Genomic DNA, 15,474 nt, shown 5'->3' on the forward strand with positions numbered 1-15,474 from the left:
TAAGCTACTTTATTATAAATCGTTTCCACACTTAAGTCAATTTTTCTATCAAAATCTCGATGTAAAAATATTGATTTATTATATTAAATTATCGTTAGATAGAAAAAGAATGCTCTTGAATGGCTCTTGTTTATTAGTTGATGATGGCAGAAGAAAGCAATGATATGTAGGTTTCATAGGATTTGAATTTCAATAAAAATATTCCAACAATCGATCTATATCCGCAAAAATAAATATATAATAAATTGTAAAATAGAGTGATTGAGAGCACTCAAAAAGACTAGCCCAGTTGGGCTAGTCCTGTAGGTTCAGTTGTTTAGTTTGTAAAGTCAAGTACCATACGTCCTTGAATGGTTCCAGCTTCCATTTCATCAAAGACTTTGACAGCATCTTCTACTGGACGTTTTTGAACGACAGGGACTACCAGGCCTTCTGCACCAAATTGGAAAGCTTCTTCCAAATCTTTACGAGTTCCTACAAGAGAACCAATGACTTGGATACCATCTAATACAGTTTTCACAATGCTGAGGTCCATCATTTCAGAAGGAAGACCAACTGCGACCACGCGGCCACCTGCACGAACAGAATCTACTGCTTGGTTGAAAGCTACTTTAGAAACAGCTGTTACGACAGCAGAGTGAGCTCCACCATTTGTTTTTTCTTGGATCAATCCTGGAACATCTTCGACTTCACGACCGTTGATGACAAAATCTGCACCAACTTCTTTCGCCAATTCTAGTTTATCATTGTTGATATCGACAGCGATGACATGTGCGTTGAAGACTTTCTTAGCATATTGAACAGCCAAGTTTCCTAGTCCACCAGCTCCATAGATAACGATCCATTGTCCTGGTTCAGCTTTGGCTTCTTTGATAGCTTTGTAAGTGGTAACACCTGCACACGTAATAGAAGAAGCTTGGGCTGGATCTAATCCTTCAGGTACTTTCACTGCGTAATCTGCAGTAACGATACATTGTTCAGCCATTCCTCCATCAACAGAGTAACCAGCATTTTTTACAGTACGACAGAGAGTTTCACGACCAGTTGTACAGTATTCACAAGTTCCACATCCTTCGAAGAACCATGCGACACTGACACGATCCCCAACCTTTAGGCTCTTAACATCTGGAGCAACTTCTTTAACAATACCGATTCCTTCGTGTCCAAGAACACGGCCTGGAACTTTACCAAAGTCTCCGTGAGCAACGTGCAAGTCAGTGTGGCAGACACCACAGTATTCGATTTGAACAAGTGCTTCCCCTGTTTCAAGTGGACGCATGTCTTTGTTTGCAACGATTTCAACACCAGTACCTTCTGGATTTACAACAACAGCTTTCATTTTGTTCCTCCTTAAGTGAACGAGAAGCGATTTAGTTTTTTGAAAGCGCTTCTTTAATAACTATGTTAATAATATCACAAACGAGATGGCAAGGCAATGAAAAAAATGTAAAAATAGGAGGGTATTGATTAACCGATTAAGTATTTAGGATAGAAAAAGACATAAGGGATAGCTCATGTCTGTTCCTATTATAAGAATAATTGAATGAGTTGGCGCGCGACACCGTCCTCATTATTGGTAAAATCTGTGACGGAATCCGCGTAAGGAAGTAGGACAGAGCTCGCGTTTTTCATGGCGTATCCATGACCAGCGAGAGCTAGCATGTCGGTATCGTTGTGCTCGTCTCCAAAGGCAATCAAATCCTTCTGATCCATATTGAGTTTATCTAGAAGGTAGGTCAGAGCAGATGCTTTGGTCACATTTTTTGGATTGCATTCCAGAATATTTAAGGGACCACCCCAAGTATTGATAGACAGATTGTAGTCATAATGCCGATTCATTTCATCTGCCAGAGCATATTTGTCTTCCGCTTTCGTTTGAAAGAGGATACAGTTTGGGTCGCTCGTTACCCGCTCTGGATTGAATTGATTTTCTGGTTGGAAAGCCTCAATACCGAATAATTTAGGGTCCGCAACGTGCTCATTTGGATCGGTAATAAAGAATTTATTGCGGTATTCACCTGCTATAAAGTCCGCTTGGATGGTGTCTCGGTTAGCGACCATATCTAGCAGGTATTTTTTATCTAAAGTCAAACATTGTTCATCCACCCATTTTTTCTCGGGGAGATGCGTAAGGGAGCCGTTAAAATTGATCATCGGAGTATTGAGCTCTAGTTGTTTGTAGTAGGTATGTGCCATACGGTAGGGGCGGCCTGTTGTAATAATGACTTTATGGCCAAGAGCACTAATTTTTTTAATCGTATCAATGGTAAAGTCGCTCAATTTGCTATCGGAATTCAAGAGAGTGCCGTCTAGATCTAGAGCGATCATCTTTTTATGCATATTTCAGTTCCTTTCGAGAAGAATGAGACCATTATATCAGAAAAATCGGAAAAGCGCTCAAAAATCGAGAAGAGAAGCGGGATTTCTTGAAAGACGAAAGATCTTTTGGTAGAATAGATATAACGTTCGCAAATTGATTGGGAGCGAGAATGATGAAAAAGGAGTTTATTCTGAAATGGATAAGTTTTTTAAACTTTCAGAACATGGAACCACTGTTCGAACAGAGGTTCTTGCTGGTTTGACAACCTTTTTTGCGATGAGTTATATCCTCTTCGTAAATCCGCAAATGTTGTCACAAACAGGTATGCCAGCTCAAGGGGTCTTCCTTGCAACGATTATTGGATCTGTTGTCGGAACCTTGATGATGGCTTTTTATGCCAATTTACCTTATGCACAAGCACCTGGGATGGGCTTGAATGCCTTCTTTACCTTTACCGTTGTATTTGGTATGGGCTACTCATGGCAGGAAGCTTTGGGAATGGTCTTCGTTTGTGGTGTGATTTCATTGATTATCACATTGACAAATGTCCGGAAGATGATCATCGAATCGATTCCGACTGCTCTTCGGTCTGCTATTTCAGCGGGGATAGGGATTTTCTTGGCCTATGTTGGGATTAAGAATGCAGGATTTTTGAAATTCACGATTGACCCTCATACCTATACAGTGGTCGGGGAAGGAGCAGATAAGGCGAATGCAACGATCTCAGCCAATGCATCTGCTGTTCCAGGATTGGTTGCTTTTAACAATCCAGCTGTCCTCTTGGCTCTTGTTGGTCTTGCGATTACTATTTTCTTTGTTGTCAAAGGGATTAAGGGAGGGATTATCCTTTCCATCTTAGTAACGACTGTGCTTGGAATTCTCATCCATGTTGTTGATATCACTAAAATTGACTTTGCAAGTAACCATCTAGGAGCGGCCTTTAATGATTTAGGCACGATCTTTGGTCAAGCTTTGGGATCGAAAGGATTGGGATCTTTGATTTCCAATACGTCTCGTTTGCCTGAGACCTTAATGGCCATATTAGCCTTCTCCTTGACGGATATTTTTGATACAATCGGAACTTTGATCGGTACGGGTGAAAAAGTTGGGATTGTTGCGACAAATGGGGAAAACCATCAATCAGCGAAATTAGATAAGGCCCTCTATTCAGACCTTGTAGCGACTTCAGTCGGAGCTATTGCAGGAACTTCAAACGTAACGACGTATGTTGAATCTGCAGCTGGTATTGGAGCTGGTGGACGCACTGGTCTGACAGCCTTGGTTGTAGCGATCTGTTTTGCTATTTCAAGTCTCTTTAGTCCGTTGTTGGCGATTGTACCGACCGCTGCCACAGCCCCAATTTTGATTGTTGTTGGGATCATGATGTTGAGTGGCTTGAAAAATATCCATTGGGAAGATATGTCAGAAGCAGTTCCTGCTTTCTTCACCTCTATCTTTATGGGCTTCAGCTACTCGATTACACAAGGGATCGCTGCTGGATTTATCACCTATAGCTTAGTGAAAGTGGTTAAAGGAGAAGCCAAAGAAGTGCACAGCATGATTTGGATCCTAGATGTTCTCTTTATTTTAAACTACGTTAGCATGGCCTTGAATTAAGTATCAGAAAAGTGCCAAAAAGGAATGGGAGTTGTCTCCCATTCCTTTTTAGATGGATCGAGGGAATAAATCGGAGAGTTTCCTGTTTTCTTTGATTTCTTCTTCTCAAAAACAAACTTGAATCAAACAATTTCTAAAAGAAAGAGCAGATTTTTAAAAAGTTTGGTATAATAGAGAAATGATTAGTCACAATGAAACGGAGCTGATCGCTCTAGGAAAACAGCTAGGAAAACTCTTAGAAAAGCAAGACGTGATTATCTTATCAGGTGATCTAGGAGCAGGAAAAACGACCTTTACCAAAGGAATTGCAAAGGGGTTAGGGATTGATCAGATGATTAAAAGCCCGACCTATACCATTGTTCGTGAATACGAAGGTCGCTTGCCTTTATACCATTTGGATGTTTACCGGATTGGGAATGATCCAGATTCTATTGATTTAGATGATTTTCTATTTGGAGATGGGGCTACCATTATTGAATGGGGAGAGCTGATTGAGCCGAGTCTCTCGGATGCTTATCTAAAAATTTTTATCCGAAAATTAGAAGATGGGCGAGAGTTAGCTTTTGAAGCTCATGGAGCGCGTGCAGAAGCTTTGCTGGCATCCTTTGAGCAGGTGGAAAAAACCGATGACTAAGGAAAAGGAAGTAACATTAGAAATTCGGCAAGCTGACAGTGCAGACGCGGCTCTTGTCGTTGATTTCTTAAATCAAGTTGGGAAAGAGTCAGATTACATGACGCTAGATGAAGCTGGAATTGGCATGTCTCCAGCAGACATGGAGCAATTTCTGATGGTGCAAGAGATGGCGGGAAACAGGATTTGCCTCTTGCTATTTCTAGATCAGGAACTGGCAGCTTTGCTAAATATCACTGCAGCTTCTCAACGGTCCATTCGGCATATTGGTGATGTCTTTATTGTGGTTCAAAAAGCTTATTGGAGTCAAGGGCTTGGACAGATCTTGTTGGAAGAAGGAATTGAGTGGGCGCACTCGACCGGTGTTCTCAGGAAACTAGTCTTGAATGTCCAAGTGCGCAATGAACGAGCAGTTCACCTGTATAAAAAGTTAGGTTTTGAGATCGAAGGTTGTCAAGCTCGTGGAGCTTGTTCAGCTGAAGGAGAATTCTTAGATGTTTACCTTATGGGGAAACTGATAGATTAGAGAGAGATTCTATATGGTTAAAAAAATTATTTTAATGTTTTTGAGCTTATTGACGGTAACAGTGATTGGGATTGGGGCTTATGGCCTTACCATCCTAAACCAAACGACTGGGACTCTCAGTAAGACCTATAAAGGCTTTGGAAATGAGACCAATGTCATTGCAGAAAACAAGCCGATGACCATCCTTCTGATGGGGGTTGATACAGGTAGCGGTTCTCGGGAAGATCCTTGGGCCGGAAATAGTGATACCATGATTTTGGTGACTGTTAATCCTCAAACAAAAGAAACAACTATGACGAGCTTGGAAAGAGATATCCTAACCAATATTACTTCAGATGGCGAAACGGTCCAAGCAAAATTGAATTCGGCTTATGCTCAAGGTGGTGCCAAGTTAGCCATTAAGACCATTCAAGATCTTTTGAATATCCATATTGACCGCTATGTCATGATCAATATGAAGGGGCTGGTTCAATTAGTGGATAAGGTTGGTGGCATCACAGTCAACAATCCATTTGACTTCGATATCTCGATCGAGGAAAATGAGCCAGAATATACGGCTAAGATCGCACCAGGACGTCAGGAGATTAATGGGGACCAAGCTCTCGTTTATTCACGCATGCGCTACCAAGACCCAGAAGGAGACTACGGACGTCAAAAACGCCAACGTGAAGTGATCAAAAAGATTGTTGAGAAAGTTTTAAGCCTCAATAGTTTGAGTCACTACAAAGGAATCATTGAGTCTGTTAGTGACAATATGCAAACCAACATTTCACTTGATAGCAACAGTCTTCTTCAATTGTTAGGATATAAAGATGCCCTTTCAACGATTCATCAGTACCAGCTGAAAGGAGAAGATGCCACCTTAGCAGATGGCGGAAGTTATCAGATTGTCACTTCAAAACATCTCTTGAAAATTCAAAATATCATCCGCAAAGCTTTGGGGATGAAAGAAATTAAAACATTGAAAACCAATGCTTACCTATTAGATGGAGATGAAGAGTTGAAGAATGCTTCTTCTCAAAATGATACGCCAGCGGCCTCATCTGAGGAAGCACCTGTTTACCAAGAGTTTAACCAACTACCAGTTGTACCATCGACCCAGGATACGGGAGTGGTGACGCCTCAAAGTTCTGTTGCACCAGTGACACCAGTTGCTCCTGCAGCTACAGAGTCGAGCAGTGTGACACCTACGGTACCTTCAGAATAAGAAAAAAACGATTGAGTTTTCTCAATCGTTTTTACTTGGTTGCCAGATGTCTTGAATTTCTTTTAGAGAGGCTGTTGCTTGTTGACTAAATAGTTTGGTCTTGTATTGGAAATCCGTTACCAATTCTTGAAGATTGGTCTTTTGGTCTTGGATAATATCCAGATTGCGTTGGATTTTTGCTAGGTTATCTTGGATTCCCTTGATCAATTGACTGGATTCAGTCACCTCTGTTTTGATTTCTTTGCGGTTTTTAACTAATTGGTAACTAATACTAGCCCCAGTTGCAAACCAAAAGAGATTTTTGAGTTTCATATAGACTCCTTTTTAACTGTTTTTGATGGTTTCTGCGAGAACTGCTAGTTGTTCAAAATTAGGCTCGTGTTCAGTAAATGAAATGGCAAGCTCATCTTGATCGGAATAGCGAGGAATAATGTGGACATGTGTGTGAAAAACGGTTTGTCCAGAAACTTCTTCCATGTTGCTGATGATATTCATTCCCTTAGCTTGGGTAGCAGCTTCTACTTTTTTAGCAACTTTAGAAACACGTGCAAATAGTTGAGCTGTGGCGGTTTCGTCCATCTCTAATAGGTTGCGAGCGTGTTTTTTTGGAACCACTAACGTATGACCTGGTGTAACCTGAGAGATGTCCAAAAATGCGAGGACTTCCTCGTCCTCATAGACTTTGGAGGAAGGAATGTCGCCAGCTATAATCTTACAAAAAATACAATCGTCAACCATAAATACACCTCATTTAGACTAAATTTTGTTATAATATAAGAACATTATACCAGAAATCGGAGAAAATATGTTAGAAATCAACAAGTTGACAGGGGGCTATGTCAACATCCCTGTCCTGAAAGAGGTGAGTTTTTCAGTTCCGGATGGCCAACTGATTGGTTTGATTGGACTAAATGGAGCTGGGAAGTCAACCACGATTAATGAAATTATTGGTCTCCTGCATCCTTATGCTGGGGAAGTACGGATTGACGGCTTGAGCCTTCCAGAAGCTCCAACAGACTATCGTAAAAAAATCGGCTATATTCCAGAAACTCCTAGCCTATATGAAGAATTAACCTTGCGAGAGCATATTGAGACCGTAGCTATGGCCTATGATTTAGACATGAATCAGGTCATGGTGCGCGTCCAGCCTTTGTTGGAACGCTTCCGTTTGGCTGAAAAATTAGATTGGTTCCCGACCCAGTTTTCAAAAGGGATGAAGCAAAAGGTCATGATTATTTGCGCCTATGCAGTGGATCCAAGTCTTTATATTGTCGATGAACCCTTTTTGGGATTGGATCCTGTTGCGATTGCAGATTTGATTCAGTTATTGGCAGATGAGAAAGCAAAAGGAAAATCGATTTTGATGAGTACTCACGTTCTGGATTCGGCTGAAAAGATGTGTGATGGTTTTGTGATCCTCCATAAGGGTCAGATCCGAGCAAAAGGGACCTTGGACGAGCTGCGTTCAACTTTTGGGGATGAGAAAGCAAGTCTAAATGATATCTACATGACCTTGACAGAAGAGGAAACAGCATGAAAGAGTTGATGAAAAAACGGCAACAAACGTTTCGAACTCAATGTGTAAAATATAGCCGCTATGTTCTCAATGATCATTTCGTCCTCTTTATGTTGATTTTTATAGGATTTTTGGCGGTTCAATACAGTCAATTCTTGCAAGATCTACCCAAAGATACAAGCCTGATCCGTTGGAGTCTCATGATTGGTTTGCTCCTCTTGGTTCCGATAGGCTCTATTGCGACCTACTTAGAGAAGCCCGATGCTTTATTCCTTTTGGTAAAGGAAGAGGAAGTGAAACGTTATATCAAAGGGCAGGCCAAGAAGTCTTTTGTGTTTTGGTTTTTGATTCAAAGTTTTGTCCTTCTATTATTTGTGCCTCTTCTTCTGGCAACGGGGCTGGATAAACTTGCTATTGTAGCTTATATCCTTGTCTTAGGAGTGGCTAAAGGGGCTGTTTTTAGCTGGAAGGAAGCGCGCTTCTACCAGGATGGAAATTTGAATTGGAACTTGGCCATTGCTCGTGAGAATGCAAGGAAACAATTGATTCTTCGTTTCTTTGCCTTGTTTACAACGGTGAAAGGTATTACTAACAGTGTTAAAAGAAGAGCATACTTGGATGGTTTCTTAGGGCTTCTTCCTAAAACACATGGCAATACGTGGCTTCACTTATATATGCACTCCTTCCTACGGAATGGTGATCTTTTCTCAATGACTCTCCGACTCTTGGCTCTTTCCATTCTCGCTATGGTCTTTATTCCTCAACCTCTCGTAGTGATTGCGCTTGTAGCCTTGCTCAATTACTTGGTTATTTTTCAATTACTGGGGCTTTACAGTGCTTTTGATTACCAACCCTTGACCCTCCTTTTCCCGATGAAAAAGGGTAGTAAAAAGGCAGGGTTGAACAAAACGATTCAGCTGGTCATGGGGATGATAACGGTGATAGAAGGGGGAATTGGCCTGGTCTTTATTTCAGATAAAGTCCTGTTGTTAGGCTTATTGGCTTATACAGTTGCTTTAATCCTACTCTATCTTCCATTTAAGATGGCGCGCTTGGTTGACGAAAGTCGTTAAAATTAGTAAAATAGATTGGAAACTTTTTACGGAGGAAAAGATGGACTCGAATGAAAAAGAGCTAAGCCTCACCCCAATTCCTGGGAAGAGTGGGAAGGCCTACATGGGGACCTACCCAGATGGTGGGCGCGTTTTTGTAAAAATGAATACGACCCCAATCCTTGCGGGTCTAGCAAAAGAACAGATTGCTCCTCAATTGTTATGGAGTCGACGATTGCCAGATGGAAATGTGATGAGTGCCCAAGAATGGTTGAATGGGGAAATTCTCACGCCAAATGGGATGTCAAAAAAACAAGTGGTCAATATTTTAACGAGATTGCACCGTTCTAGACCTTTGATGACCCAATTGAAAAAACTTGGCTATCCTGTGGAATCTCCATTAGAATTGCTCAATTCTTGGAGCAACCGGTTGCCAATTGCCCTACGTCAGAACCACTATATCCAATCAGTCGTAAAGAATTTACGTAAGACAGTGCCTGCCTTTCGGGAGGATTATGCGACGATCGTCCACGGAGATGTTCGTCATAGTAACTGGATTGAAACAGAGAGCGGCTTGATTTATCTAGTCGATTGGGACTCTGTTCGTTTGACAGACCGGATGTTGGATGTGGCGCATATCTTGAGTCACTATATCCCAGATTCTAATTGGCGCGATTGGTTAGGCTATTATGGCTACAAGTACAATCAAAAAGTATTTGATAAACTCTATTGGTTTGGTCAATACTCTTTCTTGTGCCAAATTGCTAAATACTATGAAAATAATGATTTAGAAAATGTCAATCGCGAGATCTATGCTCTGCGCAATTTCCGGTTGAAATATGGAAAGGAAATATGAGAGTTAGAAATCGCAAGGGAGCGACTGAATTATTAGAAGCGAACCCGCAATATGTGGTCCTAAATCCAGAAGATGCCAAGGGAAAGTGGCATGAAATTTTCGGGAATGACCATCCTATTCATATCGAAGTGGGTAGCGGAAAAGGGGCCTTTATTACTGGGATGGCCAAGGCCAATCCAGAGATCAACTACATCGGAATTGATATTCAAAAATCGGTCTTGAGTTATGCTTTAGATAAGGTCTTAGAAGCTGATGTTCCTAACATTAAATTGCTTTGGGTAGACGGAGATAGCTTGACCAACTATTTTGAAGATGGGGAAATTGATCAACTCTATCTGAATTTTTCAGATCCTTGGCCTAAGAAACGTCATGAGAAGCGTCGCTTGACTTACAAGACTTTCTTGGATACCTTCAAGCAAATTCTTCCAGAACATGGGGAGATTCACTTTAAAACAGATAATCGAGGTCTATTTGAATACAGTTTGGTGAGCTTTTCTCAATACGGAATGACTTTGAAGGGAGTCTGGTTGGACCTTCATGCTAGTGATTTTGAGGGGAATGTCATGACGGAATATGAGAAAAAGTTCTCCAGTAAAGGCCAGGTCATTTACCGTGTAGAAGCACAGTTTTAGCATATTCCTTGCAATCGTTGGGGAATCGTGTTATAATACCTTAAATGAATAGAAAAGGAGAGGCGGGGAAATATCTTCGCCTCTTATCTATGAGGAGGTGGCAACCATCGCAACGATTGTTGACTTAGTAACAGAAGTGATTCAGCCAGCTATAAAGGAACCATTTGAATTGGTCGATGTTGAATATGGCAAAATGGGTGGTGACTACGTCTTAAGCATTTTCGTAGACAAACCAGAAGGAATCACACTGAATGATACAGCGGATTTGACAGAAATCATCAGTCCGCTATTGGATCAAATCAAACCAGACCCATTTCCAGAACAGTACTTTTTAGAAGTCACCAGTCCTGGCTTGGAGAGACCTTTGAAAACCAAGGAAGCACTCGAGGGAGCTGTTGGTAAGTACGTCAATATCAGCTTGTACAAGGCTGTTGAAAAGCAAAAGGTCTTTGAGGGGAACCTGGTAGGTTTTGAAGAGGATGTTTTGACCATCGAGTATATGGATAAAACACGAAAGAAAACTGTAGAAATTCCTTATAACCTTGTGTCCAAAGCAAGGTTGGCTGTAAAATTGTAACAGAATGAAAGAAAGGATGCCTTTATAGTAGAGGCAAGAAAAACATGAGTAAAGAAATGCTAGAAGCCTTCCGCATTTTGGAAGAAGACAAAGGGATCAAAAAAGAAGATATCATCGAAGCCGTCACAGAATCATTGCGTTCAGCTTATCGCCGTCGTTATGGACAATCAGAAAGTGCAGCGATTGAATTCAATGAAAAAACTGGAGATTTCCGTGTTTATACGGTTCGTGAAGTGGTGGATGAAGTCTTTGATAGCCGTTTAGAAATCAGCTTGAAGGATGCCTTAGCCATTAGCTCTGCTTATGAGTTGGGGGACAAGATCAAGTTTGAAGAAGCACCAGCTGAATTTGGTCGTGTAGCAGCTCAATCTGCTAAACAAACGATCATGGAAAAAATGCGTAAGCAAACGCGCACCATCACCTATAACACTTATAAAGAACATGAAAATGAAATCATGAGTGGAACGGTGGAGCGCTTTGACAATCGATTTATCTATGTCAATCTTGGCTCAATCGAAGCTCAATTGTCTAAGCAAGACCAAATTCCAGGAGAAGTGTTCCAATCTCATGATCGAATTGAAGTATTTGTCTACAAGGTAGAAGATAATCCACGTGGTGTCAATGTCTTTGTTAGCCGAAGCCATCCTGAAATGATCAAACGTTTGATGGAACAGGAAATTCCTGAAGTCTATGATGGAACTGTTGAGATTATGAGTGTAGCGCGTGAAGCTGGAGATCGTACAAAAGTTGCGGTTCGTAGCCATAACCCAAACGTAGATGCGATTGGGACTATCGTTGGTCGTGGTGGATCGAATATTAAAAAGATTACCAGCAAGTTCCACCCAGCTCGATACGATCAGAAATTAGACCGTATGGTTCCGACAGAAGAAAATATCGATGTCATCGAATGGGTTCCAGATCCAGCTGAATTTATCTACAATGCGATCGCCCCTGCAGAAGTGGACCAAGTTATTTTTGATGATGAAGATAGCAAACATGCTCTCGTTGTGGTTCCAGATAATAAACTATCTCTTGCCATTGGTCGTCGTGGTCAAAACGTTCGTTTGGCAGCTCATTTGACTGGTTACCGCATCGATATCAAATCTGCTAGTGAGTTCGAAGAAATGGAAGCAGCTCAAGAAACTTTTGAAGACCAAGTAGAAAGTGGCGAAGAGCAAGTCGATTAAGAGAGGGAGGGAACATGGTAAAAACAAGAAAAATCCCTTTAAGAAAATCTGTCGTTTCAAATGAAATTATTGATAAGCGCGATTTGCTCCGCATTGTCAAAAATAAAGAAGGACAAGTCTTTATCGATCCAACTGGCAAAGCCAATGGTCGAGGCGCTTACATCAAGCTAGACAATGAAGAAGCGGCACTTGCTAAGAAAAAGAAAGTTTTTAATCGTAGCTTTAATATGGAAGTGGAAGAAGCTTTCTATGATGAATTGATTGCTTATGTAGATCATAAGGTGAAGAGAAGAGAGTTAGGCCTTGAATAAGCAAAAGATAAGTAATTTGTTAGGCTTGGCGCAAAGAGCAGGAAAACTAATTTCTGGAGAAGAACTCGTGATCAAAGCAATCCAGGAAGAAAAAGCAAAATTAGTTTTTCTGGCAAATGATGCAGCTAGTAACCTGACAAAAAAGGTGACAGATAAGGGTCACTATTATGAGGTTCAAGTATCTACCGTGTTTTCAACACTAGAATTAAGCACTGCAATTGGACGTGCCCGGAAGGTCGTCGCTGTTGTAGATGCTGGATTTTCAAAGAAAATGAGGTCTCTTATGGAATAGAAGAGGAGGACAGCAATTGTCTAAGAAAAGATTATACGAAATTGCCAAAGAATTGGGCAAGGAAAGTAAGGAAGTCGTCACTCGTGCGAAAGAATTAGGTTTTGACGTCAAGAGTCATGCATCTAGTGTCGATACTGATGTTGCTGAAAAGCTGATCAAGAGCTTTGCAGCGAAAAAAGAAACAGTCGAAAAGAAAGTAGCAGAAGTGGCTGCCAAGACAACGGCTGTCGCAGAGAAAAAAGAAGCAGCGCCTGTCAAAAAAGAAGGAGCAACTGAGACAAAATCAGTAACGCCAGCTGCTAAACCAAAGAGTCGTAACTTTAAAGCGGAACGAGAAGCGCGTGCAAAAGAACAGGCTGAACGTAGGAAACAACAAGACAATCGTCCAAAACGTGATCGCAAAGATAATCAGCGTCATGGTGACAACCGAAATCAACGACCACAAGAGCGAAATGAACAGCGAAATCAAGGTTCTGAGCGTCGTAATAACCGACCAGATCAAAGACGTAGTGCACAACCCCAAGTGGCACCAAAAGTTGATTTCAAAGCGCGTGCAGCAGCACTGAAAGCTGAACAAAATGCTGAATACGCACGTGGAAGTGAAGATCGCTACAAACAACAAGCTGCAAAAGCAGAACAAGAACGTCAACAGCGCCGGAAACGGGTAGAAGCACCAGAAGTGAAAGCACCTGTACAGGAGCCAGCTGTTGAGAACCATACAAAACCAGCTGTTGCTGCTGCTCCAGCTCAAGTCGATACACGTCGGAAGAAACAAGCGCGACCAGATAAGAAACGCGATGATTTTGATCGTGAAGAAGATGGTCCAAGAAAACAACAAAGGAATCGAAATAGTCAAAATCAAGTGAGAAATCAGAGAAATAGTAACTGGAATAACAATAAGAAAAATAAAAAAGGAAAGAACAACCGTAATGATGCTCCAAAACCAGTAACAGAGCGTAAATTCCATGAATTACCAAGTGAATTTGAGTATACGGATGGAATGACGGTTGCCGAAATCGCAAAACGCATCAAGCGTGAACCGGCTGAAATCGTCAAGAAACTCTTTATGATGGGAGTCATGGCGACTCAAAATCAATCGCTGGATGGAGATACGATTGAACTCTTGATGGTGGATTATGGAATTGAAGCCAAGAAAAAGGTTGAAGTGGACAATGCCGATATCGAACGCTTCTTCGTTGAAGATGGTTATTTGAATCCAGATGAGTTGGTAGAGCGTCCACCAGTTGTCACCATCATGGGACACGTTGACCACGGTAAAACTACCCTTTTGGATACTCTTCGTAATTCACGTGTAGCAACAGGTGAAGCGGGAGGAATCACCCAGCACATCGGTGCCTACCAAATCGTGGAAAATGGTAAGAAGATTACCTTCTTGGATACACCTGGACACGCGGCCTTTACTTCTATGCGGGCGCGTGGTGCATCTGTTACGGATATTACCATCTTGGTCGTAGCGGCAGATGACGGGGTGATGCCTCAGACTATCGAAGCTATTAACCACTCAAAAGCGGCGAATGTCCCAATCATTGTGGCTATTAACAAGATTGATAAACCAGGTGCCAACCCAGAACGTGTCATCGGTGAATTGGCGGAACATGGGGTTATGTCAACTGCCTGGGGTGGCGATTCTGAGTTTGTAGAAATCTCAGCTAAGTTCAACCAAAATATCGATGAACTCTTGGAAACGGTCCTTCTTGTGGCTGAAATCCAAGAACTCAAGGCAGATCCAACTGTTCGTGCCATCGGTACCGTTATCGAAGCGCGTTTGGATAAAGGAAAAGGTGCAGTGGCAACCCTCCTTGTTCAACAAGGTACCTTGAATGTTCAAGACCCAATCGTTGTCGGAAATACCTTTGGACGTGTCCGTGCCATGACCAATGACCTTGGACGTCGTGTGAAGGTTGCTGGACCATCTACTCCAGTTTCAATTACTGGTTTGAACGAAGCACCAATGGCGGGTGACCACTTTGCGGTTTATGAAGATGAAAAATCTGCGCGTGCAGCCGGTGAAGAACGTGCGAAACGTGCGCTGATGAAACAACGTCAAGCGACCAACCGTGTCAGCCTTGAAAATCTCTTTGATACCTTGAAGGCTGGTGAAGTGAAATCTGTTAATGTCATTATCAAGGCTGATGTACAAGGTTCGGTTGAAGCTCTTGCTGCTTCTCTTCAAAAGATTGAAGTAGAAGGTGTCAAGGTTACCATCGTTCACTCAGCAGTTGGTGCCATCAACGAATCAGACGTGACCCTTGCGGAAGCTTCAAATGCCTTCATCATTGGATTTAACGTTCGCCCTACGCCACAAGCGCGTCAACAAGCTGAGGCTGATGAGGTAGAAATCCGTCTTCACTCAATCATCTACAAAGTGATTGAAGAAATGGAAGATGCCATGAAGGGAATGTTGGATCCTGAGTTTGAAGAGAAAATTATCGGGGAAGCGGTTATTCGTGAAACCTTTAAAGTCTCTAAAGTGGGTACCATCGGTGGATTTATGGTCCTCAGTGGTAAGGTCACTCGTGATTCCAAGGTTCGTGTCATTCGTGACGGTGTCGTGATATATGACGGTGCTCTTGCAAGCTTGAAACACTTCAAAGATGATGTCAAAGAAGTGACAAATGGTCGTGAAGGTGGATTGATGATTGAAGGCTACAATGATATCAAGACAGACGATACCATTGAAGCCTACATCATGGAAGAAATTAAAAAATAAGAGGCTGACTAGGAAAAAA

16 protein-coding genes and 2 pseudogenes are annotated in these 15,474 nt (G+C 41.8%); 14 read left to right on the forward strand and 4 right to left on the reverse strand.

Translation table 11 applies throughout. From position 1 onward, the window contains the following. Window positions 1–316: 316 nt before the first annotated feature. Together adhP and WKT08_RS08540 are read right to left on the reverse strand one after the other, a co-directional pair. Window positions 317–1,339: an alcohol dehydrogenase AdhP gene (gene adhP / locus WKT08_RS08535; RefSeq protein ID WP_045760245.1), complete on the reverse strand. Its 1,023-nt coding sequence runs from the start codon at window positions 1,337–1,339 to the stop codon at window positions 317–319. A gap of 188 nt (window positions 1,340–1,527) precedes the next feature. Continuing rightward, on the reverse strand, window positions 1,528–2,340 hold the full coding sequence (locus WKT08_RS08540; protein ID WP_023920232.1) for a Cof-type HAD-IIB family hydrolase: 813 nt from the start codon (window positions 2,338–2,340) through the stop codon (window positions 1,528–1,530). 175 nt (window positions 2,341–2,515) lie between these two features. On the opposite strand from WKT08_RS08540, the gene WKT08_RS08545 reads away from it, so the two are divergent. The 4 genes from WKT08_RS08545 to lytR all read left to right on the forward strand — a co-directional run bounded on the left by WKT08_RS08545 (window position 2,516) and on the right by lytR (window position 6,301). Continuing rightward, a complete protein-coding gene (locus WKT08_RS08545) occupies window positions 2,516–3,937 on the forward strand; it encodes an NCS2 family permease (RefSeq protein WP_340281400.1) in 1,422 nt (473 codons plus the stop codon). Between the two features lie 178 nt (window positions 3,938–4,115). Next, complete coding sequence (tsaE, locus tag WKT08_RS08550; protein WP_031575203.1) at window positions 4,116–4,571, forward strand: tRNA (adenosine(37)-N6)-threonylcarbamoyltransferase complex ATPase subunit type 1 TsaE; 456 nt, start codon at window positions 4,116–4,118, stop codon at window positions 4,569–4,571. Then, a complete protein-coding gene (locus WKT08_RS08555) occupies window positions 4,564–5,094 on the forward strand; it encodes a GNAT family N-acetyltransferase (protein ID WP_340281403.1) in 531 nt (176 codons plus the stop codon). The genes tsaE and WKT08_RS08555 overlap by 8 nt, the downstream gene beginning before the upstream one ends. 13 nt (window positions 5,095–5,107) lie before the next feature. After that, window positions 5,108–6,301 carry a glycopolymer--peptidoglycan transferase LytR gene (lytR, locus tag WKT08_RS08560; RefSeq protein ID WP_049485568.1) on the forward strand — a complete coding sequence of 398 codons (1,194 nt, stop codon included), beginning with the start codon at window positions 5,108–5,110 and terminating at the stop codon, window positions 6,299–6,301. A gap of 21 nt (window positions 6,302–6,322) precedes the next feature. Here the strand turns inward: lytR and WKT08_RS08565 are convergent, their stop codons facing one another. Continuing rightward, a complete protein-coding gene (locus WKT08_RS08565; protein WP_223325649.1) occupies window positions 6,323–6,613 on the reverse strand; it encodes a hypothetical protein in 291 nt (96 codons plus the stop codon). A gap of 12 nt (window positions 6,614–6,625) precedes the next feature. After that, complete coding sequence (locus WKT08_RS08570; protein ID WP_003012582.1) at window positions 6,626–7,039, reverse strand: HIT family protein; 414 nt, start codon at window positions 7,037–7,039, stop codon at window positions 6,626–6,628. Between the two features lie 67 nt (window positions 7,040–7,106). Here WKT08_RS08570 and WKT08_RS08575 point away from each other — a divergent pair, with 67 nt between their 5' ends. From WKT08_RS08575 to infB, 10 genes and pseudogenes are all read left to right on the forward strand, one after another. Beyond that, window positions 7,107–7,838, forward strand: a complete 732-nt coding sequence (locus WKT08_RS08575) for an ABC transporter ATP-binding protein (protein ID WP_340281410.1) — start codon at window positions 7,107–7,109, stop codon at window positions 7,836–7,838. After that, window positions 7,835–8,890, forward strand: a complete 1,056-nt coding sequence (locus WKT08_RS08580) for an ABC transporter permease (protein ID WP_340281412.1) — start codon at window positions 7,835–7,837, stop codon at window positions 8,888–8,890. Before WKT08_RS08575 ends, WKT08_RS08580 begins: the two co-directional genes overlap by 4 nt. A gap of 40 nt (window positions 8,891–8,930) precedes the next feature. After that, window positions 8,931–9,725 (forward strand): cell cycle regulator CcrZ, encoded by a 795-nt coding sequence (gene ccrZ, locus WKT08_RS08585; RefSeq protein ID WP_003003852.1) that lies wholly within the window; start codon window positions 8,931–8,933, stop codon window positions 9,723–9,725. Then, window positions 9,722–10,357, forward strand: coding sequence for a tRNA (guanosine(46)-N7)-methyltransferase TrmB (gene trmB, locus WKT08_RS08590; protein ID WP_024056398.1), 636 nt, complete (start codon window positions 9,722–9,724; stop codon window positions 10,355–10,357). Before ccrZ ends, trmB begins: the two co-directional genes overlap by 4 nt. Window positions 10,358–10,454: 97 nt before the next feature. Next, entirely contained in the window at window positions 10,455–10,934 is a 480-nt protein-coding gene (rimP, locus tag WKT08_RS08595) for a ribosome maturation factor RimP (protein ID WP_021154518.1), read from the forward strand. 44 nt (window positions 10,935–10,978) lie between these two features. Next, window positions 10,979–12,121, forward strand: a complete 1,143-nt coding sequence (gene nusA / locus WKT08_RS08600) for a transcription termination factor NusA (protein WP_003010402.1) — start codon at window positions 10,979–10,981, stop codon at window positions 12,119–12,121. 14 nt (window positions 12,122–12,135) lie between these two features. Continuing rightward, the gene (gene rnpM / locus WKT08_RS08605) at window positions 12,136–12,432 is read left to right on the forward strand and encodes an RNase P modulator RnpM (RefSeq protein WP_003010401.1); all 297 of its coding nucleotides are present in this window, start codon (window positions 12,136–12,138) and stop codon (window positions 12,430–12,432) included. Further along, a complete protein-coding gene (locus WKT08_RS08610) occupies window positions 12,425–12,724 on the forward strand; it encodes a YlxQ-related RNA-binding protein (RefSeq protein WP_003010399.1) in 300 nt (99 codons plus the stop codon). Before rnpM ends, WKT08_RS08610 begins: the two co-directional genes overlap by 8 nt. 16 nt (window positions 12,725–12,740) lie before the next feature. Then, a pseudogene (locus WKT08_RS10490) lies at window positions 12,741–12,864 on the forward strand (translation initiation factor IF-2 N-terminal domain-containing protein); the annotation flags it as partial. A 95-nt stretch (window positions 12,865–12,959) separates the two neighbouring features. Further along, a pseudogene (infB, locus tag WKT08_RS08615) lies at window positions 12,960–15,455 on the forward strand (translation initiation factor IF-2); the annotation flags it as partial. Window positions 15,456–15,474 lie beyond the last annotated feature (19 nt).

It is taken from the genome of Streptococcus sp. HCA-5024 (genome assembly GCF_037890265.1).
Classification (GTDB): domain Bacteria; phylum Bacillota; class Bacilli; order Lactobacillales; family Streptococcaceae; genus Streptococcus; species Streptococcus lingualis.

Excerpts from the sequence above, each read along its gene's own strand:
- tsaE (WP_031575203.1), top strand. The coding sequence starts at position 4,116 with ATGATTAGTCACAATGAAACGGAGCTGATCGCTCTAGGAAAACAGCTA.
- WKT08_RS08555 (WP_340281403.1), top strand. The coding sequence starts at position 4,564 with ATGACTAAGGAAAAGGAAGTAACATTAGAAATTCGGCAAGCTGACAGT.
- trmB (WP_024056398.1), top strand. The coding sequence starts at position 9,722 with ATGAGAGTTAGAAATCGCAAGGGAGCGACTGAATTATTAGAAGCGAAC.
- WKT08_RS08545 (WP_340281400.1), top strand. The coding sequence starts at position 2,516 with ATGGATAAGTTTTTTAAACTTTCAGAACATGGAACCACTGTTCGAACA.
- rnpM (WP_003010401.1), top strand. The coding sequence starts at position 12,136 with ATGGTAAAAACAAGAAAAATCCCTTTAAGAAAATCTGTCGTTTCAAAT.
- lytR (WP_049485568.1), top strand. The coding sequence starts at position 5,108 with ATGGTTAAAAAAATTATTTTAATGTTTTTGAGCTTATTGACGGTAACA.
- WKT08_RS08580 (WP_340281412.1), top strand. The coding sequence starts at position 7,835 with ATGAAAGAGTTGATGAAAAAACGGCAACAAACGTTTCGAACTCAATGT.
- WKT08_RS08570 (WP_003012582.1), bottom strand. The coding sequence starts at position 7,039 with ATGGTTGACGATTGTATTTTTTGTAAGATTATAGCTGGCGACATTCCT.
- nusA (WP_003010402.1), top strand. The coding sequence starts at position 10,979 with ATGAGTAAAGAAATGCTAGAAGCCTTCCGCATTTTGGAAGAAGACAAA.
- ccrZ (WP_003003852.1), top strand. The coding sequence starts at position 8,931 with ATGGACTCGAATGAAAAAGAGCTAAGCCTCACCCCAATTCCTGGGAAG.
- WKT08_RS08575 (WP_340281410.1), top strand. The coding sequence starts at position 7,107 with ATGTTAGAAATCAACAAGTTGACAGGGGGCTATGTCAACATCCCTGTC.
- adhP (WP_045760245.1), bottom strand. The coding sequence starts at position 1,339 with ATGAAAGCTGTTGTTGTAAATCCAGAAGGTACTGGTGTTGAAATCGTT.
- WKT08_RS08565 (WP_223325649.1), bottom strand. The coding sequence starts at position 6,613 with ATGAAACTCAAAAATCTCTTTTGGTTTGCAACTGGGGCTAGTATTAGT.
- WKT08_RS08540 (WP_023920232.1), bottom strand. The coding sequence starts at position 2,340 with ATGCATAAAAAGATGATCGCTCTAGATCTAGACGGCACTCTCTTGAAT.